The sequence below is a fragment of the Yoonia sp. KMU-150 genome, assembly GCF_056858355.1.
In genome coordinates this window covers 177,914-195,033 of record NZ_JBXEQF010000002.1, presented here as the reverse complement: position 1 = coordinate 195,033, position 17,120 = coordinate 177,914, and the positions used below count along the sequence as shown (strand labels likewise).

The 17,120-nt window shown below is 63.7% G+C and carries 16 protein-coding genes; 12 read left to right on the top strand and 4 right to left on the bottom strand.

The window, feature by feature from the left end; translation table 11 throughout:
• The 4 genes from AC04PH_RS13715 (at position 1) to AC04PH_RS13700 (ending at position 5,327) form a co-directional block, all read left to right on the top strand.
• The gene (locus AC04PH_RS13715) at positions 1 to 762 is read left to right on the top strand and encodes a TSUP family transporter (protein ID WP_483066382.1); all 762 of its coding nucleotides are present in this window, start codon (positions 1 to 3) and stop codon (positions 760 to 762) included.
• 11 nt (positions 763 to 773) lie between these two features.
• Positions 774 to 3,602 carry a molybdopterin oxidoreductase family protein gene (locus AC04PH_RS13710; protein ID WP_483066381.1) on the top strand — a complete coding sequence of 943 codons (2,829 nt, stop codon included), beginning with the start codon at positions 774 to 776 and terminating at the stop codon, positions 3,600 to 3,602.
• A 73-nt stretch (positions 3,603 to 3,675) separates the two neighbouring features.
• Entirely contained in the window at positions 3,676 to 4,455 is a 780-nt protein-coding gene (locus tag AC04PH_RS13705) for a 4Fe-4S dicluster domain-containing protein (RefSeq protein WP_483066380.1), read from the top strand.
• Positions 4,455 to 5,327, top strand: coding sequence for a dimethyl sulfoxide reductase anchor subunit family protein (locus AC04PH_RS13700; protein ID WP_483066379.1), 873 nt, complete (start codon positions 4,455 to 4,457; stop codon positions 5,325 to 5,327). Before AC04PH_RS13705 ends, AC04PH_RS13700 begins: the two co-directional genes overlap by 1 nt.
• A gap of 28 nt (positions 5,328 to 5,355) precedes the next feature.
• Here the strand turns inward: AC04PH_RS13700 and AC04PH_RS13695 are convergent, their stop codons facing one another.
• The 4 genes from AC04PH_RS13695 to AC04PH_RS13680 all read right to left on the bottom strand — a co-directional run bounded on the left by AC04PH_RS13695 (position 5,356) and on the right by AC04PH_RS13680 (position 8,508).
• A complete protein-coding gene (locus AC04PH_RS13695; RefSeq protein ID WP_483066378.1) occupies positions 5,356 to 6,048 on the bottom strand; it encodes a hypothetical protein in 693 nt (230 codons plus the stop codon).
• A 184-nt stretch (positions 6,049 to 6,232) separates the two neighbouring features.
• Positions 6,233 to 6,634 carry an ectoine synthase gene (locus tag AC04PH_RS13690; RefSeq protein WP_483066377.1) on the bottom strand — a complete coding sequence of 134 codons (402 nt, stop codon included), beginning with the start codon at positions 6,632 to 6,634 and terminating at the stop codon, positions 6,233 to 6,235.
• Positions 6,634 to 7,695, bottom strand: coding sequence for an ABC transporter ATP-binding protein (locus tag AC04PH_RS13685; protein WP_483066376.1), 1,062 nt, complete (start codon positions 7,693 to 7,695; stop codon positions 6,634 to 6,636). The genes AC04PH_RS13690 and AC04PH_RS13685 overlap by 1 nt, the downstream gene beginning before the upstream one ends.
• A gap of 3 nt (positions 7,696 to 7,698) precedes the next feature.
• Positions 7,699 to 8,508 (bottom strand): IclR family transcriptional regulator, encoded by an 810-nt coding sequence (locus AC04PH_RS13680; RefSeq protein ID WP_483066375.1) that lies wholly within the window; start codon positions 8,506 to 8,508, stop codon positions 7,699 to 7,701.
• A 186-nt stretch (positions 8,509 to 8,694) separates the two neighbouring features.
• Here AC04PH_RS13680 and AC04PH_RS13675 point away from each other — a divergent pair, with 186 nt between their 5' ends.
• The 8 genes from AC04PH_RS13675 (at position 8,695) to AC04PH_RS13640 (ending at position 17,101) form a co-directional block, all read left to right on the top strand.
• Positions 8,695 to 9,954 (top strand): ABC transporter substrate-binding protein, encoded by a 1,260-nt coding sequence (locus AC04PH_RS13675; protein ID WP_483066374.1) that lies wholly within the window; start codon positions 8,695 to 8,697, stop codon positions 9,952 to 9,954.
• A gap of 116 nt (positions 9,955 to 10,070) precedes the next feature.
• Positions 10,071 to 11,006, top strand: coding sequence for a carbohydrate ABC transporter permease (locus tag AC04PH_RS13670; RefSeq protein ID WP_483066373.1), 936 nt, complete (start codon positions 10,071 to 10,073; stop codon positions 11,004 to 11,006).
• A 1-nt stretch (position 11,007) separates the two neighbouring features.
• The gene (locus AC04PH_RS13665) at positions 11,008 to 11,856 is read left to right on the top strand and encodes a carbohydrate ABC transporter permease (protein WP_483066372.1); all 849 of its coding nucleotides are present in this window, start codon (positions 11,008 to 11,010) and stop codon (positions 11,854 to 11,856) included.
• A 13-nt stretch (positions 11,857 to 11,869) separates the two neighbouring features.
• The gene (locus tag AC04PH_RS13660) at positions 11,870 to 14,035 is read left to right on the top strand and encodes an alpha-galactosidase (protein WP_483066371.1); all 2,166 of its coding nucleotides are present in this window, start codon (positions 11,870 to 11,872) and stop codon (positions 14,033 to 14,035) included.
• On the top strand, positions 14,032 to 14,763 hold the full coding sequence (locus tag AC04PH_RS13655; RefSeq protein ID WP_483066370.1) for an SDR family NAD(P)-dependent oxidoreductase: 732 nt from the start codon (positions 14,032 to 14,034) through the stop codon (positions 14,761 to 14,763). Before AC04PH_RS13660 ends, AC04PH_RS13655 begins: the two co-directional genes overlap by 4 nt.
• Positions 14,760 to 15,662 (top strand): 2-dehydro-3-deoxygalactonokinase, encoded by a 903-nt coding sequence (locus tag AC04PH_RS13650; protein WP_483066369.1) that lies wholly within the window; start codon positions 14,760 to 14,762, stop codon positions 15,660 to 15,662. The genes AC04PH_RS13655 and AC04PH_RS13650 overlap by 4 nt, the downstream gene beginning before the upstream one ends.
• 3 nt (positions 15,663 to 15,665) lie before the next feature.
• The gene (locus AC04PH_RS13645) at positions 15,666 to 16,283 is read left to right on the top strand and encodes a 2-dehydro-3-deoxy-6-phosphogalactonate aldolase (protein WP_483066368.1); all 618 of its coding nucleotides are present in this window, start codon (positions 15,666 to 15,668) and stop codon (positions 16,281 to 16,283) included.
• On the top strand, positions 16,280 to 17,101 hold the full coding sequence (locus AC04PH_RS13640; RefSeq protein WP_483066367.1) for an SMP-30/gluconolactonase/LRE family protein: 822 nt from the start codon (positions 16,280 to 16,282) through the stop codon (positions 17,099 to 17,101). The genes AC04PH_RS13645 and AC04PH_RS13640 overlap by 4 nt, the downstream gene beginning before the upstream one ends.
• Positions 17,102 to 17,120 lie beyond the last annotated feature (19 nt).

Sequence of the window (17,120 nt, the reverse complement as noted above, 5' to 3'; positions counted from 1 at the left end):
GTGGACAGCCTGCTCTCAGCGATCGACGTCTCTGCTGTGGATTTCGCGATCCTTTGCGCGATCGCGTTCGGGGCGGGCCTCGTGCGCGGCTTTTCCGGCTTTGCCCTCTCTGCCCTCGTGATGGCCTCCGCCGTCTATCTGCTGCCGCCTGTCGAACTGATCCCGATCTGCTGGTGGCTGGAAATGTCGGCCTCTGTCCTGATGGCCCGGGGTGGGTGGCGCGAGGCGGATCGCGGCGTCGTCTTCGGCCTTTTCGTGGGCTCGTCCATCGGTGTGCCTTTCGGCCTCATGCTGACGCAGGCCCTCGCGGTTGAGACTTCGAAACTGATCGCGCTGGGGATCATCATCGTGCTGTCCGCCACGCAGCTCGCCAAAATCAGGCTCGCGTTTCTGGCCACGAAACCGGGCCTCTACCTGTCCGGCCTGACCGCCGGGATCGCCACGGGCCTCGCCTCTGTCGGCGGCATGGTCGTGGCCCTTTACGTGCTGAGCCAGAATGCCCCCGCCCGCAAGATGCGCGCAGCCCTTGTCCTGTTCCTGTTCATCTCGTCCTTCACCTCGATGATCTACCTCGTCTGGTTCGGTGTGATGGACATGACCGCCGTCTGGCGCGGGCTGGCGCTGGCCGTGCCTGCCATGATCGGCGTGCTGCTGGGCCAATTGCTTTTCACGCCACGCTATGAACCCTACTACCGTCCCTTCTGCCTGACGTTGCTGATCGGCCTGGCGGCCATCGGCATCATCCGGACAGCCGTTACCTGAAAGGTGAGCCGATGACGCATCATCAACCCGACCTGAATACATCGCCCAAGGTGTCAGACGAGGTGCGCAAGACCACCTGCTATATGTGCGCCTGCCGCTGCGGGATCAACGTGCATATTAAGGGCGGCAAGGTCGCCTATATCGAGGGCAACCGCGATCACCCGGTCAACCAGGGCGTGCTCTGCGCCAAAGGGAGCGCGGGGATCATGCAGCACAACGCGCCTTCCCGCCTGCGCGCGCCGATGAAGCGCACCGGCCCGCGCGGATCGGGCGAGTTCGAGGAGATCTCGTGGGACGAGGCGCTTGAGATCGCCACCGGTCTGCTGAAACCGATCCGCGAAACCGCACCCGAAAAGCTGGCGTTCTTTACCGGGCGCGATCAATCGCAAAGTTTCACCGGCTTCTGGGCGCAGGCCTATGGCACGCCGAATTTCGCCGCCCACGGCGGGTTCTGTTCGGTGAACATGGCCGCCGGTGGCATCTACACGATGGGCGGCGCGTTCTGGGAATTCGGGCAACCCGACTGGGACCTGACGAAGATGGTAATGATCTTCGGCGTGGCCGAAGACCACGACAGCAACCCGATCAAGATGGGCATTGGCCGCGCCAAGGCAAAGGGGGCCAAGATCGTCGGCGTGAACCCGATCCGCACCGGCTACAACGCGGTGGCCGACGAATGGGTCGGCATCACACCGGGCACCGACGGGCTGTATATCCTGTCGATGATCCACTGCCTGATGAAGGCGGGGCGCGTCGATCTGGACTACCTCGCCCGGTTCACCAACGCCTCCGTCCTGCTAAACGAAGACCCCAAGTCCGATCAGTTCGGCCTGTTCCTGCGCGACGAGGACGGACAGCCGTTGGTGATCGACCGCCGCACTGGCAAGCCCGCACCGTGGAATGGCCATGGGGTCGAGCCTGATCTGTCCGGCACGATCCGCGACAAGGGCATCACCCACCGCCCCGTGTTTCACCACATGGCCGAGAAATACCTGTCCGACGATTATGCGCCGGAGAATGTGGCGGAGCGCACCGGCATCCCCGCCGCGCAGATCCGCAAGATGGCCGCCGAACTGGCCCGCGTGGCGTTCGACGAGGAAATCAGCCTCGACCGCCAATGGACGGACTTCCGTGGCAAGACGCATGACAAAATGATCGGCCGTCCGGTGTCGTTCCACGCGATGCGCGGGATTTCCGCCCATTCCAACGGGTTCCAGACCTGCCGTGCGCTGCACACCTTGCAGATCATCCTCGGCACCGTCGAAACCCCCGGCGGGATGCGTTTCAAACCGCCCTATCCCAAGCCCGCGACAGCGCACCCCAAACCGCACGGCAAGGTGACCCCCGGCGCACCGCTGGACGGCCCGCATCTGGGCTACGTGCAAGGCCCCGAAGACCTGCTTCTGGACGAAAACGACCAGCCCAAGCGGATCGACAAGGCCTATAGCTGGGAAAACCCGATGTCGGCCCATGGGCTGATGCACATGGTCATTTCCAACGCCCACGCCGGGACGCCCTACAAGATCGACACGCTGTTCATGTATATGGCGAATATGTCGTGGAATTCTTCGATGAACACCGGCGGCGTCATCAAGATGCTGACGGATACGGATGAAAACGGCGATTACATTATCCCCAACATCATCTATTCCGACGCCTACTCATCGGAAATGGTTGCCTACGCCGACCTGATCCTGCCCGACACGACCTATCTGGAACGGCACGACTGCATTTCGCTGCTCGACCGCCCGATCTGCGAGGCCGATGCTGTGGCCGACGCGATCCGCTGGCCTGTCGTGAAACCCGACCGTGACGTGCGCGGCTTCCAATCGGTGCTGTGTGACCTCGGCGCGCGGCTGAACATGCCCGGTTTCGTCAACGACGACGGCAGCCAGAAATACGCGGATTACGCCGACTACATCACCCACCACATCCGCCGCCCCGGCATCGGCCCGCTTGCGGGTTGGCGCACGGGCGACACCGGCCTGACCCACGGGCGCGGCGCGCCCAACGAAGGCCAGATCGACAGCTACATCAAGAACGGCGGTTTCTGGATCGAACACGTGCCGGAAGACTGCGCCTATTACAAACCCTTCAATACGGCCTATCAGGACTGGGCAGTGAAGATGGGCTTTTACGACGCCGTGCAGCCCTACATCTTCCAGCTTTATGTCGAACCGTTGCGCAAGTTCCAATTGGCCGCCGAGGGCATCGGCACCCGCCAGCCGCCCGAACACCTGCGCGAGCGGCTGAAACTCACGATGGACCCTCTACCGACATGGTATGCGCCCTTCGAGGACGGCCATGTCGACCCCGTGAAATACCCGATCCACGCGCTGACCCAGCGCCCCATGGCGATGTACCATTCCTGGGGCACGCAGAACGCGTGGCTCCGGCAAATCCACGGACACAACCCGCTCTATGTTCCGACCAAGATATGGGAGGCCAACGGCTTCGAAGACGGCGACTGGGCGCGGGTCACCTCCGCACACGGCGAGATCGTCGTGCCGGTCGCGCATCAGGCTAGCCTGAACGCAAACACCGTCTGGACATGGAACGCCATCGGCAAGCGCAAGGGGGCATGGGCGCTCGACCGCGATGCGCCGGAAGCCACGAAGGGTTTCCTGCTCAACCACCTGATCCACGAGTTGCTGCCGCCAAAGGGCGACGGGCTGCGCTGGAACAACTCCGATCCCGTGACCGGGCAGGCCGCATGGTTCGATCTGCGGGTGAAGATCGAGAAATCGAAAGTCCCGAACGAGGCCTACCCCGTCCTGCCGCCGATCAAATCCCCCGTCGGCCAAGGACCCGACGAACTCGCGTGGAAGGTGGGAGAATGACAATGCGTATTATCTTGCCCGAAATACTCGCGCCGCAGGCATCCCGCACTAACAACCTGACTGGAGGTCCGTTATGACCACCCTGCCATCCTCCACCCAGAAAAAGCTCGGCCTCGTGATCGACCTCGACACCTGTGTCGGCTGCCATGCCTGCGTGATTTCCTGCAAGGGCTGGAATACCGAGAACTACGGTGCGCCGCTGTCCGATCAGGACCCGTACGGGGCCAAACCGACGGGCACGTTCCTGAACCGCGTACACTCCTACGAAGTGCAGCCGCCCAGCCTCAAGGACGGCACGCAGCCCGCCGCCCAACTCATCCACTTCCCCAAATCCTGTCTGCATTGCGAGGACGCGCCCTGCGTCACCGTCTGCCCCACCGGGGCCAGCTACAAGCGGGTTGAGGATGGGATCGTGCTGGTGAACGAAAGCGATTGCATCGGCTGCGGTCTGTGTGCATGGGCCTGCCCCTATGGGGCGCGCGAAATGGACGCCGATGAAGGCGTGATGAAGAAATGCACCCTCTGCGTCGATCGCATCTACAACGAAAACCTGCCCGAGGTTGACCGCACGCCCGCCTGCGTGCGCACCTGCCCCGCAGGCGCGCGGCATTTCGGCGATTTCGCGGACCCCGAAAGCAACGTCAGCATCCTGACCGCCGAGCGCGGCGGCATGGACCTGATGCCGGAGCAGGGCACCAAGCCCGTCAACAAGTACCTGCCGCCACGGCCCAAGGACGCGGCCCCTGAATTCGACGTGCTGTCGCCCTATCTCGAACCCATCGCGCAGGATGCGAAGGGGTTCGTCGGCTGGCTTGACAAGGCCCTGTCCGCCCTGCCCGGAGGAGCGAAATAATGCATCCCGCACCATCCGTCATCATCTTCACCACGTTTTCCGGCCTCGGCTTCGGCCTGCTGTTCTGGCTGGGCCTCGGTGCCATCGTGCCGACCGGCTGGGCCGCCTTTATCTGGTTCACGCTGGCCTATCTGCTGTCGGTCGGCGGGCTGATCGCCTCCACCTTCCACCTTGGCCACCCGGAACGGGCGTGGAAGGCCGTCACGCAATGGCGCACAAGCTGGCTGTCACGCGAGGGCATCGCCGCCGTGGCGACACTGCTCATCATGGCGATCTACGGCGCGGGGCTGGTGTTTTTCGGCAGTCGCTGGGTGCCGCTCGGCTGGCTGGGCGCGGTGGGCGCGGTGGCGACCGTCTTTACCACCGCGATGATCTATACCCAGATGAAGACCGTGCCGCGCTGGCATCACTGGTCCACACCCGCGTTGTTTCTGGCGCTCTCCATCGGCGGCGGCGCGCTGCTGGCGGGGCAGATCGTCGTGGCCGTGGTCCTGCTGTTCATCGCGGGCGCGTTGCAGGCCTACGCCTGGCTCACCGGCGATGGCCGGTTTGCCGCCTCCGGCACAGATATGGCGAGCGCGACCGGCCTGGGCAATATCGGCACCGTTCGCGCGTTCGAGCCGCCGCACACCGGCACCAACTATCTGCTGCGCGAATTCGTGCATGTGGTCGGGCGAAAGCACGCCAGCCAACTGCGCATCATTGCCATGGCCTTCGGTTTCGTGCTACCGGTGGTGTTTCTGATGCTGCCGTTCAGCCACGTCTCCGCGGCCATCGCGGTGCTGAGCCACATCGCGGGCGTTCTCGCACTGCGCTGGCTGTTCTTCGCGCAGGCCGAGCATGTCGTGGGGCTGTATTACGGCAAGCGGTAGAGGCGGTCGGACAGGCCTCTACCGCCACCTATCCGCCGTCCCAGTCAAGACACCGGAAACTTTCCTCGGTACAGATGCTTTCGCACTGCGCCGCGTCCCCGGTCGCCCAGACCACACCTTCCGCCTCCGTCGGCCAGCCTTCGCGCGTCAGGTTCACCCGCCGTTCCAGAACGATCGGCGTGCCATCCACCACCCCGTCGAAAAACAGGTTGCCCTGGATCAGGCTGTGAGAGATCGCGACCATGTCGAACTGCATCTGATAGCCGTCGTCGGACAGTACGGTGGAGGACCACTGCGGCAGGTCCGCGATCTGACACGGCAGCACCAGCTCGATATCCGATAGGCCAGGCTGCGGCAGCCCCTGGCGCAGGTCCTCGTCCCAGAACAGCATCCGGCCCTGGCCGTCGACGGATGTGATGCGTCCCGAGAAGCCGGTCTGCTGGCCGTTGATCACGGTGCCGGCCACCGCAAGAAACAGTCCGCCGTCCTGTGACGTGGTGACCCCGGCGAAGCCTAGGTCCTCGGGCGGGCCGTTGACCGTGCGGCCCATGATCGTCATGCGTTGCGGCCCGGCCAGCGCCTGCCATGTCCCGGCCCAGAAATCGGGCGCGACCGCACCCGCCATGTCACAGGACGCAGGTGCAGTAGCATAGCGGCAAGTCTGCGCCTGCGCCGCCTGCCCCGTGGCCGCGCACAGCGCCAAGGTCATCAGATATTTCATCGTTCCATCTCCCCCGATACAGCAAACGATGCGCGCAGGATACGCGGAACGACGCGATCTCTAGTATCCCCCACAACCGGGGGGTAGGGCGGCGACAGGAATCTGACATCAAAAGGGCGGGCGGTGACTAGCCGAGATTTCGCCCTGTCCATTGCACGCGTTGGTTGGTGAGTGAGACCCCACCCTATGCAGGATCACCTGCGGGTGCGGCATAGCTGCCGTCTGGGCCGTGGACCTCGTCGCCTTCCAGCGCGGGGGTGAAGATCGAGATCAGGCGCATGTCCTCGGCGCTCGTCACGCAAAGTTCGTGCCGGTCATGCCGGTCCAACGCATACAGCACACCGGGACGGATATCGTGCACAGTGCCAGTCGCCAGATCGGTGACGGTGCCCGCCCCCGATATGCAGAAACAGGCTTCCAGATGGTGCTTGTATTCCAGGACCATCCGCGCGCCCGCCGCCACGACGGTGTCGTTCAGCGAATAGCCCATGCCGTCCGACCGCACCAGCATCCGCAGCGACGACCAGCCGGGGCCGGACGCATCGCGCGGCCCGCCCCTCAGATCATCGCTGGAAACAGTGAACATCAGCTACGGATGCGCTGCTCGGTCTTGGCATCGAAAAGGTAAAGCCGCGCTGGGTCGAAGGTCACGCCGACCTTCTGGCCCTCGCTCACCCGGTCGTCACCACGCTCTTCCACCACCATCTTTTCACCGGTCGCACCGGACAGATAGGCGAAGGACACACCGCCGAGGCTTTCCACCAGATCGACAGTCAGCGCATCACCTGCGGGGTCGATGCTCAGGTGCTCGGGCCGCAACCCGCAGATCACCTCGTGGCCCTTGTAGGCCGGGGCGATCGCGGTGGTGATCGACTGACCCAGATTCGGCACTTGTACTTCTCCGTTGCCGACGGTGCCTTTCATGAAGTTCATCGCGGGCGATCCGATGAAACCCGCCACAAAGCGGTTGTCGGGATCACGGTAAAGGTCCATCGGCGCGCCAACCTGTTCGATCACGCCCTTGCGCAGCACCACGATCTTGTCGGCCAGCGTCATCGCCTCGACCTGATCGTGGGTCACGTAGATCATCGTGGCGCCGATTTCCTTGTGCAGACGGGCGATCTCCACCCGCATCTCGACCCGCAGTTCGGCGTCGAGGTTTGACAGCGGCTCGTCGAACAGGAACACCTCCGGCCCGCGCACGATGGCCCGGCCAATGGACACACGCTGACGCTGACCGCCCGACAGGGCGGCGGGCTTGCGGTCGAGGTATTCCTCCAGCTTGAGGATGCGCGTCGCCTCGGCCACTTTCGCCTCGATCTCGGCCTTGGGGAATTTGTTCATCTTCAGGCCGAAGCCCATGTTGTCCTTGACCGTCATGTGCGGGTAAAGCGCGTAGGTCTGGAACACCATCGCCACGCCGCGTTCCGACGGGTCCATGCGGGTCACGTCGCGGTCGCCGATGAACATGCTGCCCTCGGTCGTTTCCTCCAGCCCCGCGACCATGCGCAGCAACGTGGACTTGCCGCATCCCGACGGGCCGACGAAAACGCAGAATTCACCATCCGCGATTTCAAGGTCGATCCCGTGGATCACCTGCACATCGCCGTAGCGCTTGATCACCTTGTTCAGTGTTACACCTGCCATGCGTCAGATCCCCGTGTTTGCTGCGTGTTGATTGGCATAGTCGGGAAAACTCCAGTTCTGGGCATCCCGTGAAATTTTCGTGACGGTTTCTTCCAGCAGCGGCACATAGGCCTCCAGACTGGCGAGCCGCGTGCGTTGCGTGGAGCTGGTCACCGAAATCGCGCCCAGCACCCGGTCGGTCGCCGACAGAATCGGCATCGCGACGCAGATGATTCCCGGCTCGTGCTCCTCGCGATCGAAGCCGTAGCCATTGGCGCGGATATCGGCCAGTTCGGCGTGCAGGGCGTTGGCATCGGGCAAGGTCTTGTCGGTGAAGATATGAAACGACTGCTGCGCGATCAGATCGTCGCGCTGTTCGGCATCCATGAAGGCCAGCATCGCCTTGCCCACGCCGGTACAATAGGCCGGGCCAACCTTACCGGCCTGGCTGTACATCTCGATGGGCTGCTGCGCATTGCGCTTGTCGATATAAAGGACCTGCCCGTTATCCATCTGTGCCAGATGTACGGTTTCGCCGACCTTGGCGCTCAGCGCGTCGATATGCGGGCGCGCGATGGGCGCAAGTGACGAGACCGACCACGCCGCATGGGCCAGCCGTACCAGCCGCACACCGGGCGCATAGGTCTGCCGGTCGGGGTCGTAGGACAACATTCCCTGAGAGGTCAGCGTCTGCATGAAACGGTAAAGCGTGGGCTTGGGATAGTCCGATTCGGCCAACACCTCGCGGAACCGTACGGGCCGCCCGAAAGCCGCCACCTGCTCCAGCACCTCAAGTGCCTTTCCGACTGTGCCGTCACCGGTCACCCGTCCCATTTTCGTCCTCCCGCGCGCTGCCCCAGAATTGCGGTTTCTCCTCCACCGCACCTGTGCTGCACTGTTGACAAGGCTAGCCTGTTCGCGGTTTAGTATCAATATCCAAAACCAAGTTTCAAATAATGAGACCATTGCGGAATCAGAGTTTGCGACTTGGACCACTATGGAAGCACCAGGGAGGACACCATGCATTCCATTCTCAAAACGTCGTTCGCGGCGTTGGCGGCGGCTGCCATCGCGGCAACCTCTGCACAGGCAGACGCGCACGCGCTGTCGGGCGATCTGAAAATCACATCCGATATGTCGAACCCCGCACCCCGGGCCGTCATGGAAGGGCTTGTCGCGGAATTCGGGGAAATGCACCCCGACCTCAACATCGAGCTGACCATCGTCGACCGTGAGGCCTGGAAAACACAGATCCGCAACGCACTGGGCGCCAACCCGCCGGACGTCGTGAACTGGTATGCGGCCAACCGCATGGGCCCGTATGTCGAGGCCGGCCTGTTCGAAGACATCTCTGACATGTACGCGAACGGCGATCTGCCCGGTCTGGACAGCATCAAGGGCGCGATGACCCTCGACGGCAAGCAGTGGGGCGTGCCCTATACCTACTACCAGTGGGGCATCTACTACCGCGAAGACATCTTCAACGAGCTGGGTCTTGAAGAGCCTGAAACCTTCGAGCAGGAAATCGCGAACTGCGAGAAGATCATCGAGAGCGGTCGTTCCTGCTATGCCATCGGCACAAAGTTCCTTTGGACTGCCGGCGGCTGGTTCGACTACATGAACATGCGGACCAACGGTTTCGACTTCCACATGCAGCTCGCCCGTGGCGAGGTCGAGTGGACCGACGACCGCGTGCGTGAGACCTTCGCCAACTGGCGCAAGCTGATCGACATGGGTGCCTATATCCCCGATCACCAGTCCTACAGCTGGCAGGAAGCACTGAACTTCATGACCGACGGCGAGGCGACAGCCTACCTGATCGGCAACTTCGCCGTGGCACCGATGCGTGACGCGGGCCTGACCGACGATCAGATCGACTTCTACCAGTTCCCGATGATCAACGATCATCCGATGGGCGAAGACGCACCGACCGACACGTTCCACATCCCGTCGGGTGCGGAAAACAAGGACAACGCCCGTGCGTTCCTGCAGTTCGTCACATCCGCTGACGTGCAGACCCGCATCAACTCCGGCGATGCCTTGGGTCAGCTGCCCGTGAACGCCGAATCGAGCGTGGACGCGGACGAATTCCTGGAGCAGGGATTCGAAATGCTGAGCACCAACGCCACCGGCGGTGTCGCACAGTTCTTCGACCGTGACTTCCCCGCCGAAATGGCGTCGGTCGGCATGGAAGGCCTGCAGGAGTTCATGGTGTTCCCGGACAACCTGGACGACATTCTGGCCCGCCTGGAAGACGCACGTCAGCGCATCTACCAGTAAGCCATCATGATAGGGGCGGGCCACAGCGGTTCGCCCCCTTGCCCAAGGCCCCAACCCATCCGCAAGCCGCCACGCCGGTTTTCGCATGTGTTGAACCACCCGGGGAGGGAACACCCATGACCACCGCACCCGCAGCAGCCCTGCCGCCCGACGGCAATCAACGCGGCTGGTACAAGCGCAACGAGATCGCGATCACGCCGTGGCTGTTCCTCGCCCCCGCGATGCTGTTCTTCGCCGTTTACGTCATCATCCCCATCGGGCAGTCGTTCTGGATCTCGTTCCACCAGTGGGACGGTCTGGGAGAGGCGACATGGGTCGGCACCGCCAACTATGAACGCCTGCTGTTCGACGACCGCAAGTTCAACACCTCTTTCTGGAACAACCTCAAGTGGCTGATCCTCTATTTGCTGGCGATCCCGCTGGGGCTGTTCATCTCGCTGTTCCTGAACCAGACGGTGCGGGGCATCCGGCTTTACAAGTCGCTGTTCTTCTTCCCCTTCGTGATTTCGCAGGTCGTCGTCGGCCTCGTGTTTTCCTGGTTCTACCTGCCGCGCGAGGGTTTGCTGAACGCGATTCTCGCCGTGTTCGGGACCGGCCCGGTGAACATCCTGGGCGATCCGACGCTGGCCACCTACGGTATCATCGCCGCGGGCCTCTGGCCGCAGACCGCCTACTGCATGATCCTCTACCTCACCGGCCTCAACGCCGTGGACCCCGAACAGGTCGAGGCCGCGCGCCTTGACGGGGCAAAGGGCTGGCGGATGCTGTGGTACGTCATCCTGCCGCAACTCAAGCCCGCAACCTTCATCGCCTTCGTGGTGACGATCATCGGCGCGTTGCGGTCGTTCGACCTGATCAGCGTGATGACCAACGGTGGTCCGTTCGGCTCCACCCGCGTGCTGTCGTTCTATATGTTCGAGGAATCGCTGTCCGAATTCGGCTTCCGCATGGGCTATGGCGCGGCCATCGCCGTGGTGCTGTTCTTCATCATGCTGGGCTTCATCGTCTACTTCCTGTGGTCGATGTATCAAGACGAGAAAGGGGGGCGCTGATATGTTTCCGACACCCATTGAAAAGCGGTCCCGCGCCGCGCAGATCGGCTACCAGGCGTTCCTGCCCGTCGTTCTGATCGTCTGGCTGTTGCCGCTGATTGCCGTGGCCATGTTCTCGATCAAGCCCGACAGCGATTTCACCAACGGCAACTACTGGGGCTGGCCCAGCAGTTTCGAGGCGTTCACCAACTATGGCAAGGTGTTCTTCGAATCCAACATGCCGCGTTATCTGCTGAACTCGCTCTTCATCACGATTCCCACGGTGATCGGTGCGGTTGCATTGTCCTGCATGGCGGGTTTCGCGCTGGGCATCTACCGGTTCAAGGGCAACCTGCTGATCTTCTTCATGTTCATCGCGGGCAACTTCGTGCCTTTCCAGATCCTGATGGTGCCGGTCCGTGACCTGACGATCAGCCTCGGGATGTATGACACGATTTATGGCCTCGTGCTGTTCCACATCGCGTTCCAGACCGGGTTCTGCACACTCTTCATGCGCAATTTCATCCGCGCCCTGCCGTTCCCCCTGATCGAGGCGGCACGGGTCGAAGGCATCTCGGAAATCCGCATCTTCTGGTATGTGGTCCTACCGCTGATGAAACCGGCGCTGGCGGCCCTCGCCGTGCTGATCTTCACCTTCATCTGGAACGATTACTTCTGGGCCGTGGTGCTGACGCAAGGTCCCTCCGCGCAGCCCGTGACAGCCGGCATCACAGAGTTTAACAGCCAGTTCCGCGCCGCCTATCACCTGATGAGCGCGGGCAGCATCGTCGCGGCCCTTCCACCCGTGGCGATGTTCTTCCTGATGCAGAAACACTTTATCGCTGGCCTGACGCTGGGCGCAGTGAAGTAAACAGGCGAAAACGATGACGATGACCGATGACGTCGCCGGTGCAACGACACCGGCGACCGCCCTGCCCTTGGGCGATACCAAAACCGCCTCCAACACCGTGCGCCACGTCTGGCGGCTTGACGACGGCAAGCAGACGTTGGTGCTGACCACCACGGGCGAACGCCTGCCGCAGGTGGTCTATTGGGGTGCGGCTCTGCCCGAGGGCGAGAACCTCGAAACGCTGCACTATGCCAACGTGATCGACGTGACCGGCGGGATGCTCGACGAAAACCCCGATCTGTCGCTTTGCCCGGAGGCCGTCCGCTCCTTCCCCGGTCAGCCCGGCCTGATCGTGCGCGACACCGACGGTACGCCGCTGCTGCCGAAATTCTGTTTCGAACGCGCCGAAGAGAACGGCAAACTCGACCTGACCTATGCCGATGCGGACAATGGACTCACACTGACGTTCACATTCACCGCCGACAAAGACACCCACATGATCACGGCGCAGACCACGCTGGACGCCTCGCGCCCGGTGCACCTGCACTGGCTCGCCGCCCCGGTGCTGCCCGCCCCCCAGCAATCGGACGAGATGATCGACGTCTCGGGCCGCTGGTGCGGCGAATTCCAGCTGTCGCGCACCGCCTGGTCCGCCGGTATCCGCTACCGCGAAAACCGCACCGGGCGCACCGGGCACGAACATTTCCCCGGCCTGATCATCCCCTGCACCGGGGCCACCAACACACGCGGAGAGGCCTACGCCTTTCACTACGGCTGGTCCGGCGGCCACCGCATGATCGCAGAGGAACTGCAGGACGGCCGCCGTCAGGTGCAATGGGGCCATGCTGCCCGGATGGAGACGAAGGCCGCGACGCAGTTCAAGACCGCACCGCTCTACATTACCTACTCCGACACCGGACTGAACGGCTGTGCGGTGGCCTTCCAGCGCCACCTGCGTGACCGCATCGTAACATGGCCCAAGCCCGATGCGCCGCGCCCCGTGCACTACAACTGCTGGGAAGCGGTCTATTTCGACCATAAGCTGCCGGTCCTGCAGGACATCGCCGACAAGGCGGCAGCCCTCGGCGCGGAACGCTTCGTGCTGGATGACGGCTGGTTCGGCCAGCGCGACGACGACACGCGCTCCCTGTCCGACTGGGAGGTTGATCCCCGCAAATACCCCGACGGCCTGACCCCGCTGATCGACCACGTGCATGGCCTTGGCATGACCTTCGGCATCTGGTTCGAACCCGAGATGATCAACGAGGACAGCGACATCCACCGCGCCCACCCCGATTGGGCGCTGGGGTCGGAGGACCAGACGCTGGGTCGCCAGCAAAAGGCGCTGAACATGGCGCTGCCGGAAGTGCGCGATTTCCTCTATGACCGCATGTCAAAAATCCTGCGCGACAACCAGATCGAATACATCAAATGGGACCACAACCGCGTCCTGCCGATGCCCGATGCCGCCCAGACCCGCGGGTCCTATGCGCTGATCGACCGGTTGCGCGCGGATTTCCCGCATGTGGAAATCGAAACCTGCGCCTCGGGCGGCGGGCGCATCGACTTCGGCATCCTGCAGCGCACGCAGCGGGTCTGGCTGTCCGACAGCAACGACGCGCTGGAACGCCTGCGCATCCAGCACGACGCGGCGCTATTCCTGCCGCTCTCTGTCACCGGCAGCCATGTCGGCCCGCGCAAATGCCATACGTCGGGCCGTGTGCTCGACATCAGCTTCCGCGCCTGGGTCGCCGCCCAGCGCCACATGGGCTTCGAGATGGACCCGCGCGAACTCGACGCGTACGAGGCCGCGGTGCTGACAGAGGTCACAAGCTGGTGGAAACACAACCGGCACTGGATGCAGACCGCCGATATTCTGCGATTGGACAGCGCCGACCCCGCCGTGCTGGCCGAACAGCAACTGGCACGTGACGGCACCCGTTTCGTGGTCTTCGCGGGCAAGGCCGCAACCTCCGCCCAGATCGCCCCGCGCCCGCTGCGGCTGACGGCGCTGGACCCGGAGGCGATCTACCGGGTCACGCTGATCAACCGCGACACCGCGCCGACCCTGTCGCGCGGCAGGCCTGCGCTGAAGACCGAAACCGTCGACCTGTCCGGCACCTACCTGATGCGCAACGGCATCACTCTCCCGTGGTCCTTCCCCGAACGCATGTGGGTGGTCGAAGGGCAGCGCCTGTGACGGCGCAGTTCCCATCGCTGAAAGGTGCGTCGGTCTTCGTCACCGGTGGCGGCAGCGGCATCGGGGCCGCCCTCGTCGCCGGGTTCGCCGCACAGGGCGCGCGCGTGGCCTTCGCGGATATTGCCGATACCGAACAGCACCCTGACGCGCTGTTTCTGGAATGCGACGTGACCGACATCGCCGCCCTGCAGACGGCAATCGACACTGCCGTCGCAGCGCACGGTCCTGTCACCGTGCTGGTCAACAACGCCGCCAACGACATGCGCTATGACATCGCCGACATCACGCCCGCCATATGGGACAGCCAGCAGGCGGTGAATTTCAAACACTATTTCTTTGCCAGCCAGCATGCCGCCGCAGGCATGGCGCAGGGCGGCAGCATCATCAACTTCTCCTCGATCACCTATGCGCTGGGTGCCGCGGGCATGGCCCCCTACGCTGCCGCCAACGCGGGCATCATGGGGCTGACCCGCAGCATGGCGCGCGAACTCGGGCCCCGGAACATCCGCGTCAACGCCATCGCCCCCGGCTGGGTCCTGACCGAAAAGCAGCGCGAGAAATGGGCAACCGAGGAAAACCTCGCCGCCTTCCTCGACAAACAGTGCCTGCCGCGCCACATGGCCACCGAGGACATGATCGGCCCGGTGCTCTTTCTGGCCTCCGACGCTTCGGCTATGATCACCGGACAGACAATCGCAGTGGACGCAGGTGTGGTGCATTTCGGATGAACGAAACGATCGAACCCGACTGGATCGCCGCCGACTGGGGCACCTCGAACCTGCGGGTCTGGGCCATGTCGGCCAGCGACACCGTGCTGGCGGACGCCGCCTCGGGTGCTGGTATGGGCACGCTCGCGCGCGACGGGTTCGAACCGGCCTTCAAGGCCATCGCCGGTGACTGGATCAGCGGCCCCACCACCGTCATCGCCTGCGGCATGGTCGGCGCGCGGCAGGGCTGGGTCGAGGCGCCCTACGCCACCGTTCCCTGCCCGCCCGTGGCCGAGGGCTTCGCCCGCGCCCGGACCACCGACCCCGATCTTCAGGTCTACGTCATTCCCGGCCTGCGCCAGACCAAACCCGCCGACGTCATGCGCGGCGAGGAAACCCAGATCGCGGGATTTCTAGCCAACAATTCCAATTGGGACGGCGTCATCTGCCTGCCCGGCACCCATACCAAATGGGTCCACGTCAGCGCCGGCGAAGTCGTCAGCTTCAAGACCTTCATGACCGGCGAACTCTTCGCCGTGATCGGCAAGCAGACCGTCCTGCGACACACCGTCGGTGCCGACGGCTGGGACGATGCGATGTTCGCCGACACGCTGTCTGACACCATGTCGCGCCCCGAACGGATGACGTCCGACCTGTTTTCCCTGCGCGCCGAAAACCTGCTGAACGACATGCCACCCGCCACCGCCCGCGCCCGCCTGTCCGGGCTGTTGATCGGTGCCGAACTGGCCGGGGCGAAACCCTACTGGCTGGGCCAGCAGATCGCCGTGATCGGGGCGGGCAAGGTCGCGAAACTCTACGTCACCGCACTTGGCCAGCAAGGCGTCCCGGCCACGCAGGTGCAAGGTGATGCGGCGACGCTCGCGGGCCTCACCGCCGCATACCGCCGCCTGAAAGGATAAATCATGTCCCACCGCCCCCTGATCGCGATCCTGCGCGGCGTCACCACGGCCGAAGCCCCCGCTATGGCAGAGGCGCTGGTCAAATCCGGCATCACCCGGATCGAGGTGCCGCTGAACTCCCCCACGCCCTTCGACAGCATCAAGGCGATGAAGGCCGCCGTCGGCGCTGATGCCATCGTCGGCGCGGGTACGGTCCTGTCCACCGACGATGTGGGCCGCGTGCGCGACGCGGACGGCGAACTTATCGTCAGCCCGAACTGCGACCAGCGCGTGATCATGGCGACCAAGGCCGCCGGCATGGCCAGCTGGCCCGGCGTGATGACCCCTACCGAATGTTTCGCCGCCCTCAAGGCCGGAGCGGACGGCCTGAAAATCTTTCCCGCCAGCCTGTTGGGCCCCGACGGGATCAAGGCGATCCGCGCCGTTCTACCCAAGGGAACGCTCGTCTATGCCGTGGGCGGGGCGGGGGCCGACAACTTCGGCGCATGGATGGCGGCCAGCGCCGACGGCTTCGGGATCGGATCGGCCCTATACAAGCCCGGACTGACCGTGTCAGACGTGGCAGCCCGCGCCGATGCGATGGTCGCGGCCTATGACACAGCAAAAGGTGCGGCCACATGATCCATGACGACACGCAATGCCAACTGGGCGAAGGCCCGCTCTGGCATCCCGAACGCGCGCAACTGTTCTGGTTCGACATTCTGGGCAAGCGCCTGCACACCGCAGGCCGCCATTGGCAATTCGATGAACACGTCTCCGCCGCAGGCTGGATCGACCGCGACACGCTTTTGATCGCTTCCGAAACGCAGCTGTTCAGGTTCAACTTGGAAACCGAGGAGCAAACCTACGTCTACAGCCTCGAATCCGACGACAAGACCACCCGCTCCAACGACGGTCGCGCAGACCCGCAGGGCGGCTTCTGGATCGGCACGATGGGGTTTGACGGCGAACACGAGGCGGGCGCGATCTACCGCTATCACCGGGGCGAATTGCGCCGCGTCGTGCCGAACGTGACCATCTCCAACGCGATCTGCTTCGCCCCCGACGGCAAGACCGCCTATTTCACCGATACGCCGACGCAGAAGATCATGCGGGTGACGCTCGACATGCAGGGCTGGCCCGCCGCCGACCCCGAACTGCACATCGACCTGTCCGACACCGATTTCCGCCCCGACGGCGCAGTGGTCGATGCGGACGGCAATATGTGGAACGCGCAATGGGGTGCCGGTCGCGTTGCGGTCTATGATCATCAAGGAACATACCTGCGCGAACATACCTTTCCCGCCGACCAGACTACCTGCCCGGCCTTCGGCGGGCCGGACCTGACAACGCTCTACTGCACCTCGGCCGCACAGGGTAAAGACGGCGCGGACGACGGCAAGACCTTCACCGTCGACACCGACTCCAAGGGCAAGGCCGAACACCGCGTGATTTTCTAGGCGCGATCTTCGCATTATC

Bases quoted from the DNA above. Each gene is read 5' to 3' on its own strand.
- AC04PH_RS13700 (WP_483066379.1), top strand. From the start codon at position 4,455: ATGCATCCCGCACCATCCGTCATCATCTTCACCACGTTTTCCGGCCTC.
- AC04PH_RS13690 (WP_483066377.1), bottom strand. From the start codon at position 6,634: ATGTTCACTGTTTCCAGCGATGATCTGAGGGGCGGGCCGCGCGATGCG.
- AC04PH_RS13660 (WP_483066371.1), top strand. From the start codon at position 11,870: ATGACGATGACCGATGACGTCGCCGGTGCAACGACACCGGCGACCGCC.
- AC04PH_RS13680 (WP_483066375.1), bottom strand. From the start codon at position 8,508: ATGGGACGGGTGACCGGTGACGGCACAGTCGGAAAGGCACTTGAGGTG.
- AC04PH_RS13705 (WP_483066380.1), top strand. From the start codon at position 3,676: ATGACCACCCTGCCATCCTCCACCCAGAAAAAGCTCGGCCTCGTGATC.
- AC04PH_RS13665 (WP_483066372.1), top strand. From the start codon at position 11,008: ATGTTTCCGACACCCATTGAAAAGCGGTCCCGCGCCGCGCAGATCGGC.
- AC04PH_RS13710 (WP_483066381.1), top strand. From the start codon at position 774: ATGACGCATCATCAACCCGACCTGAATACATCGCCCAAGGTGTCAGAC.
- AC04PH_RS13685 (WP_483066376.1), bottom strand. From the start codon at position 7,695: ATGGCAGGTGTAACACTGAACAAGGTGATCAAGCGCTACGGCGATGTG.
- AC04PH_RS13640 (WP_483066367.1), top strand. From the start codon at position 16,280: ATGATCCATGACGACACGCAATGCCAACTGGGCGAAGGCCCGCTCTGG.
- AC04PH_RS13645 (WP_483066368.1), top strand. From the start codon at position 15,666: ATGTCCCACCGCCCCCTGATCGCGATCCTGCGCGGCGTCACCACGGCC.
- AC04PH_RS13670 (WP_483066373.1), top strand. From the start codon at position 10,071: ATGACCACCGCACCCGCAGCAGCCCTGCCGCCCGACGGCAATCAACGC.
- AC04PH_RS13695 (WP_483066378.1), bottom strand. From the start codon at position 6,048: ATGAAATATCTGATGACCTTGGCGCTGTGCGCGGCCACGGGGCAGGCG.
- AC04PH_RS13650 (WP_483066369.1), top strand. From the start codon at position 14,760: ATGAACGAAACGATCGAACCCGACTGGATCGCCGCCGACTGGGGCACC.
- AC04PH_RS13675 (WP_483066374.1), top strand. From the start codon at position 8,695: ATGCATTCCATTCTCAAAACGTCGTTCGCGGCGTTGGCGGCGGCTGCC.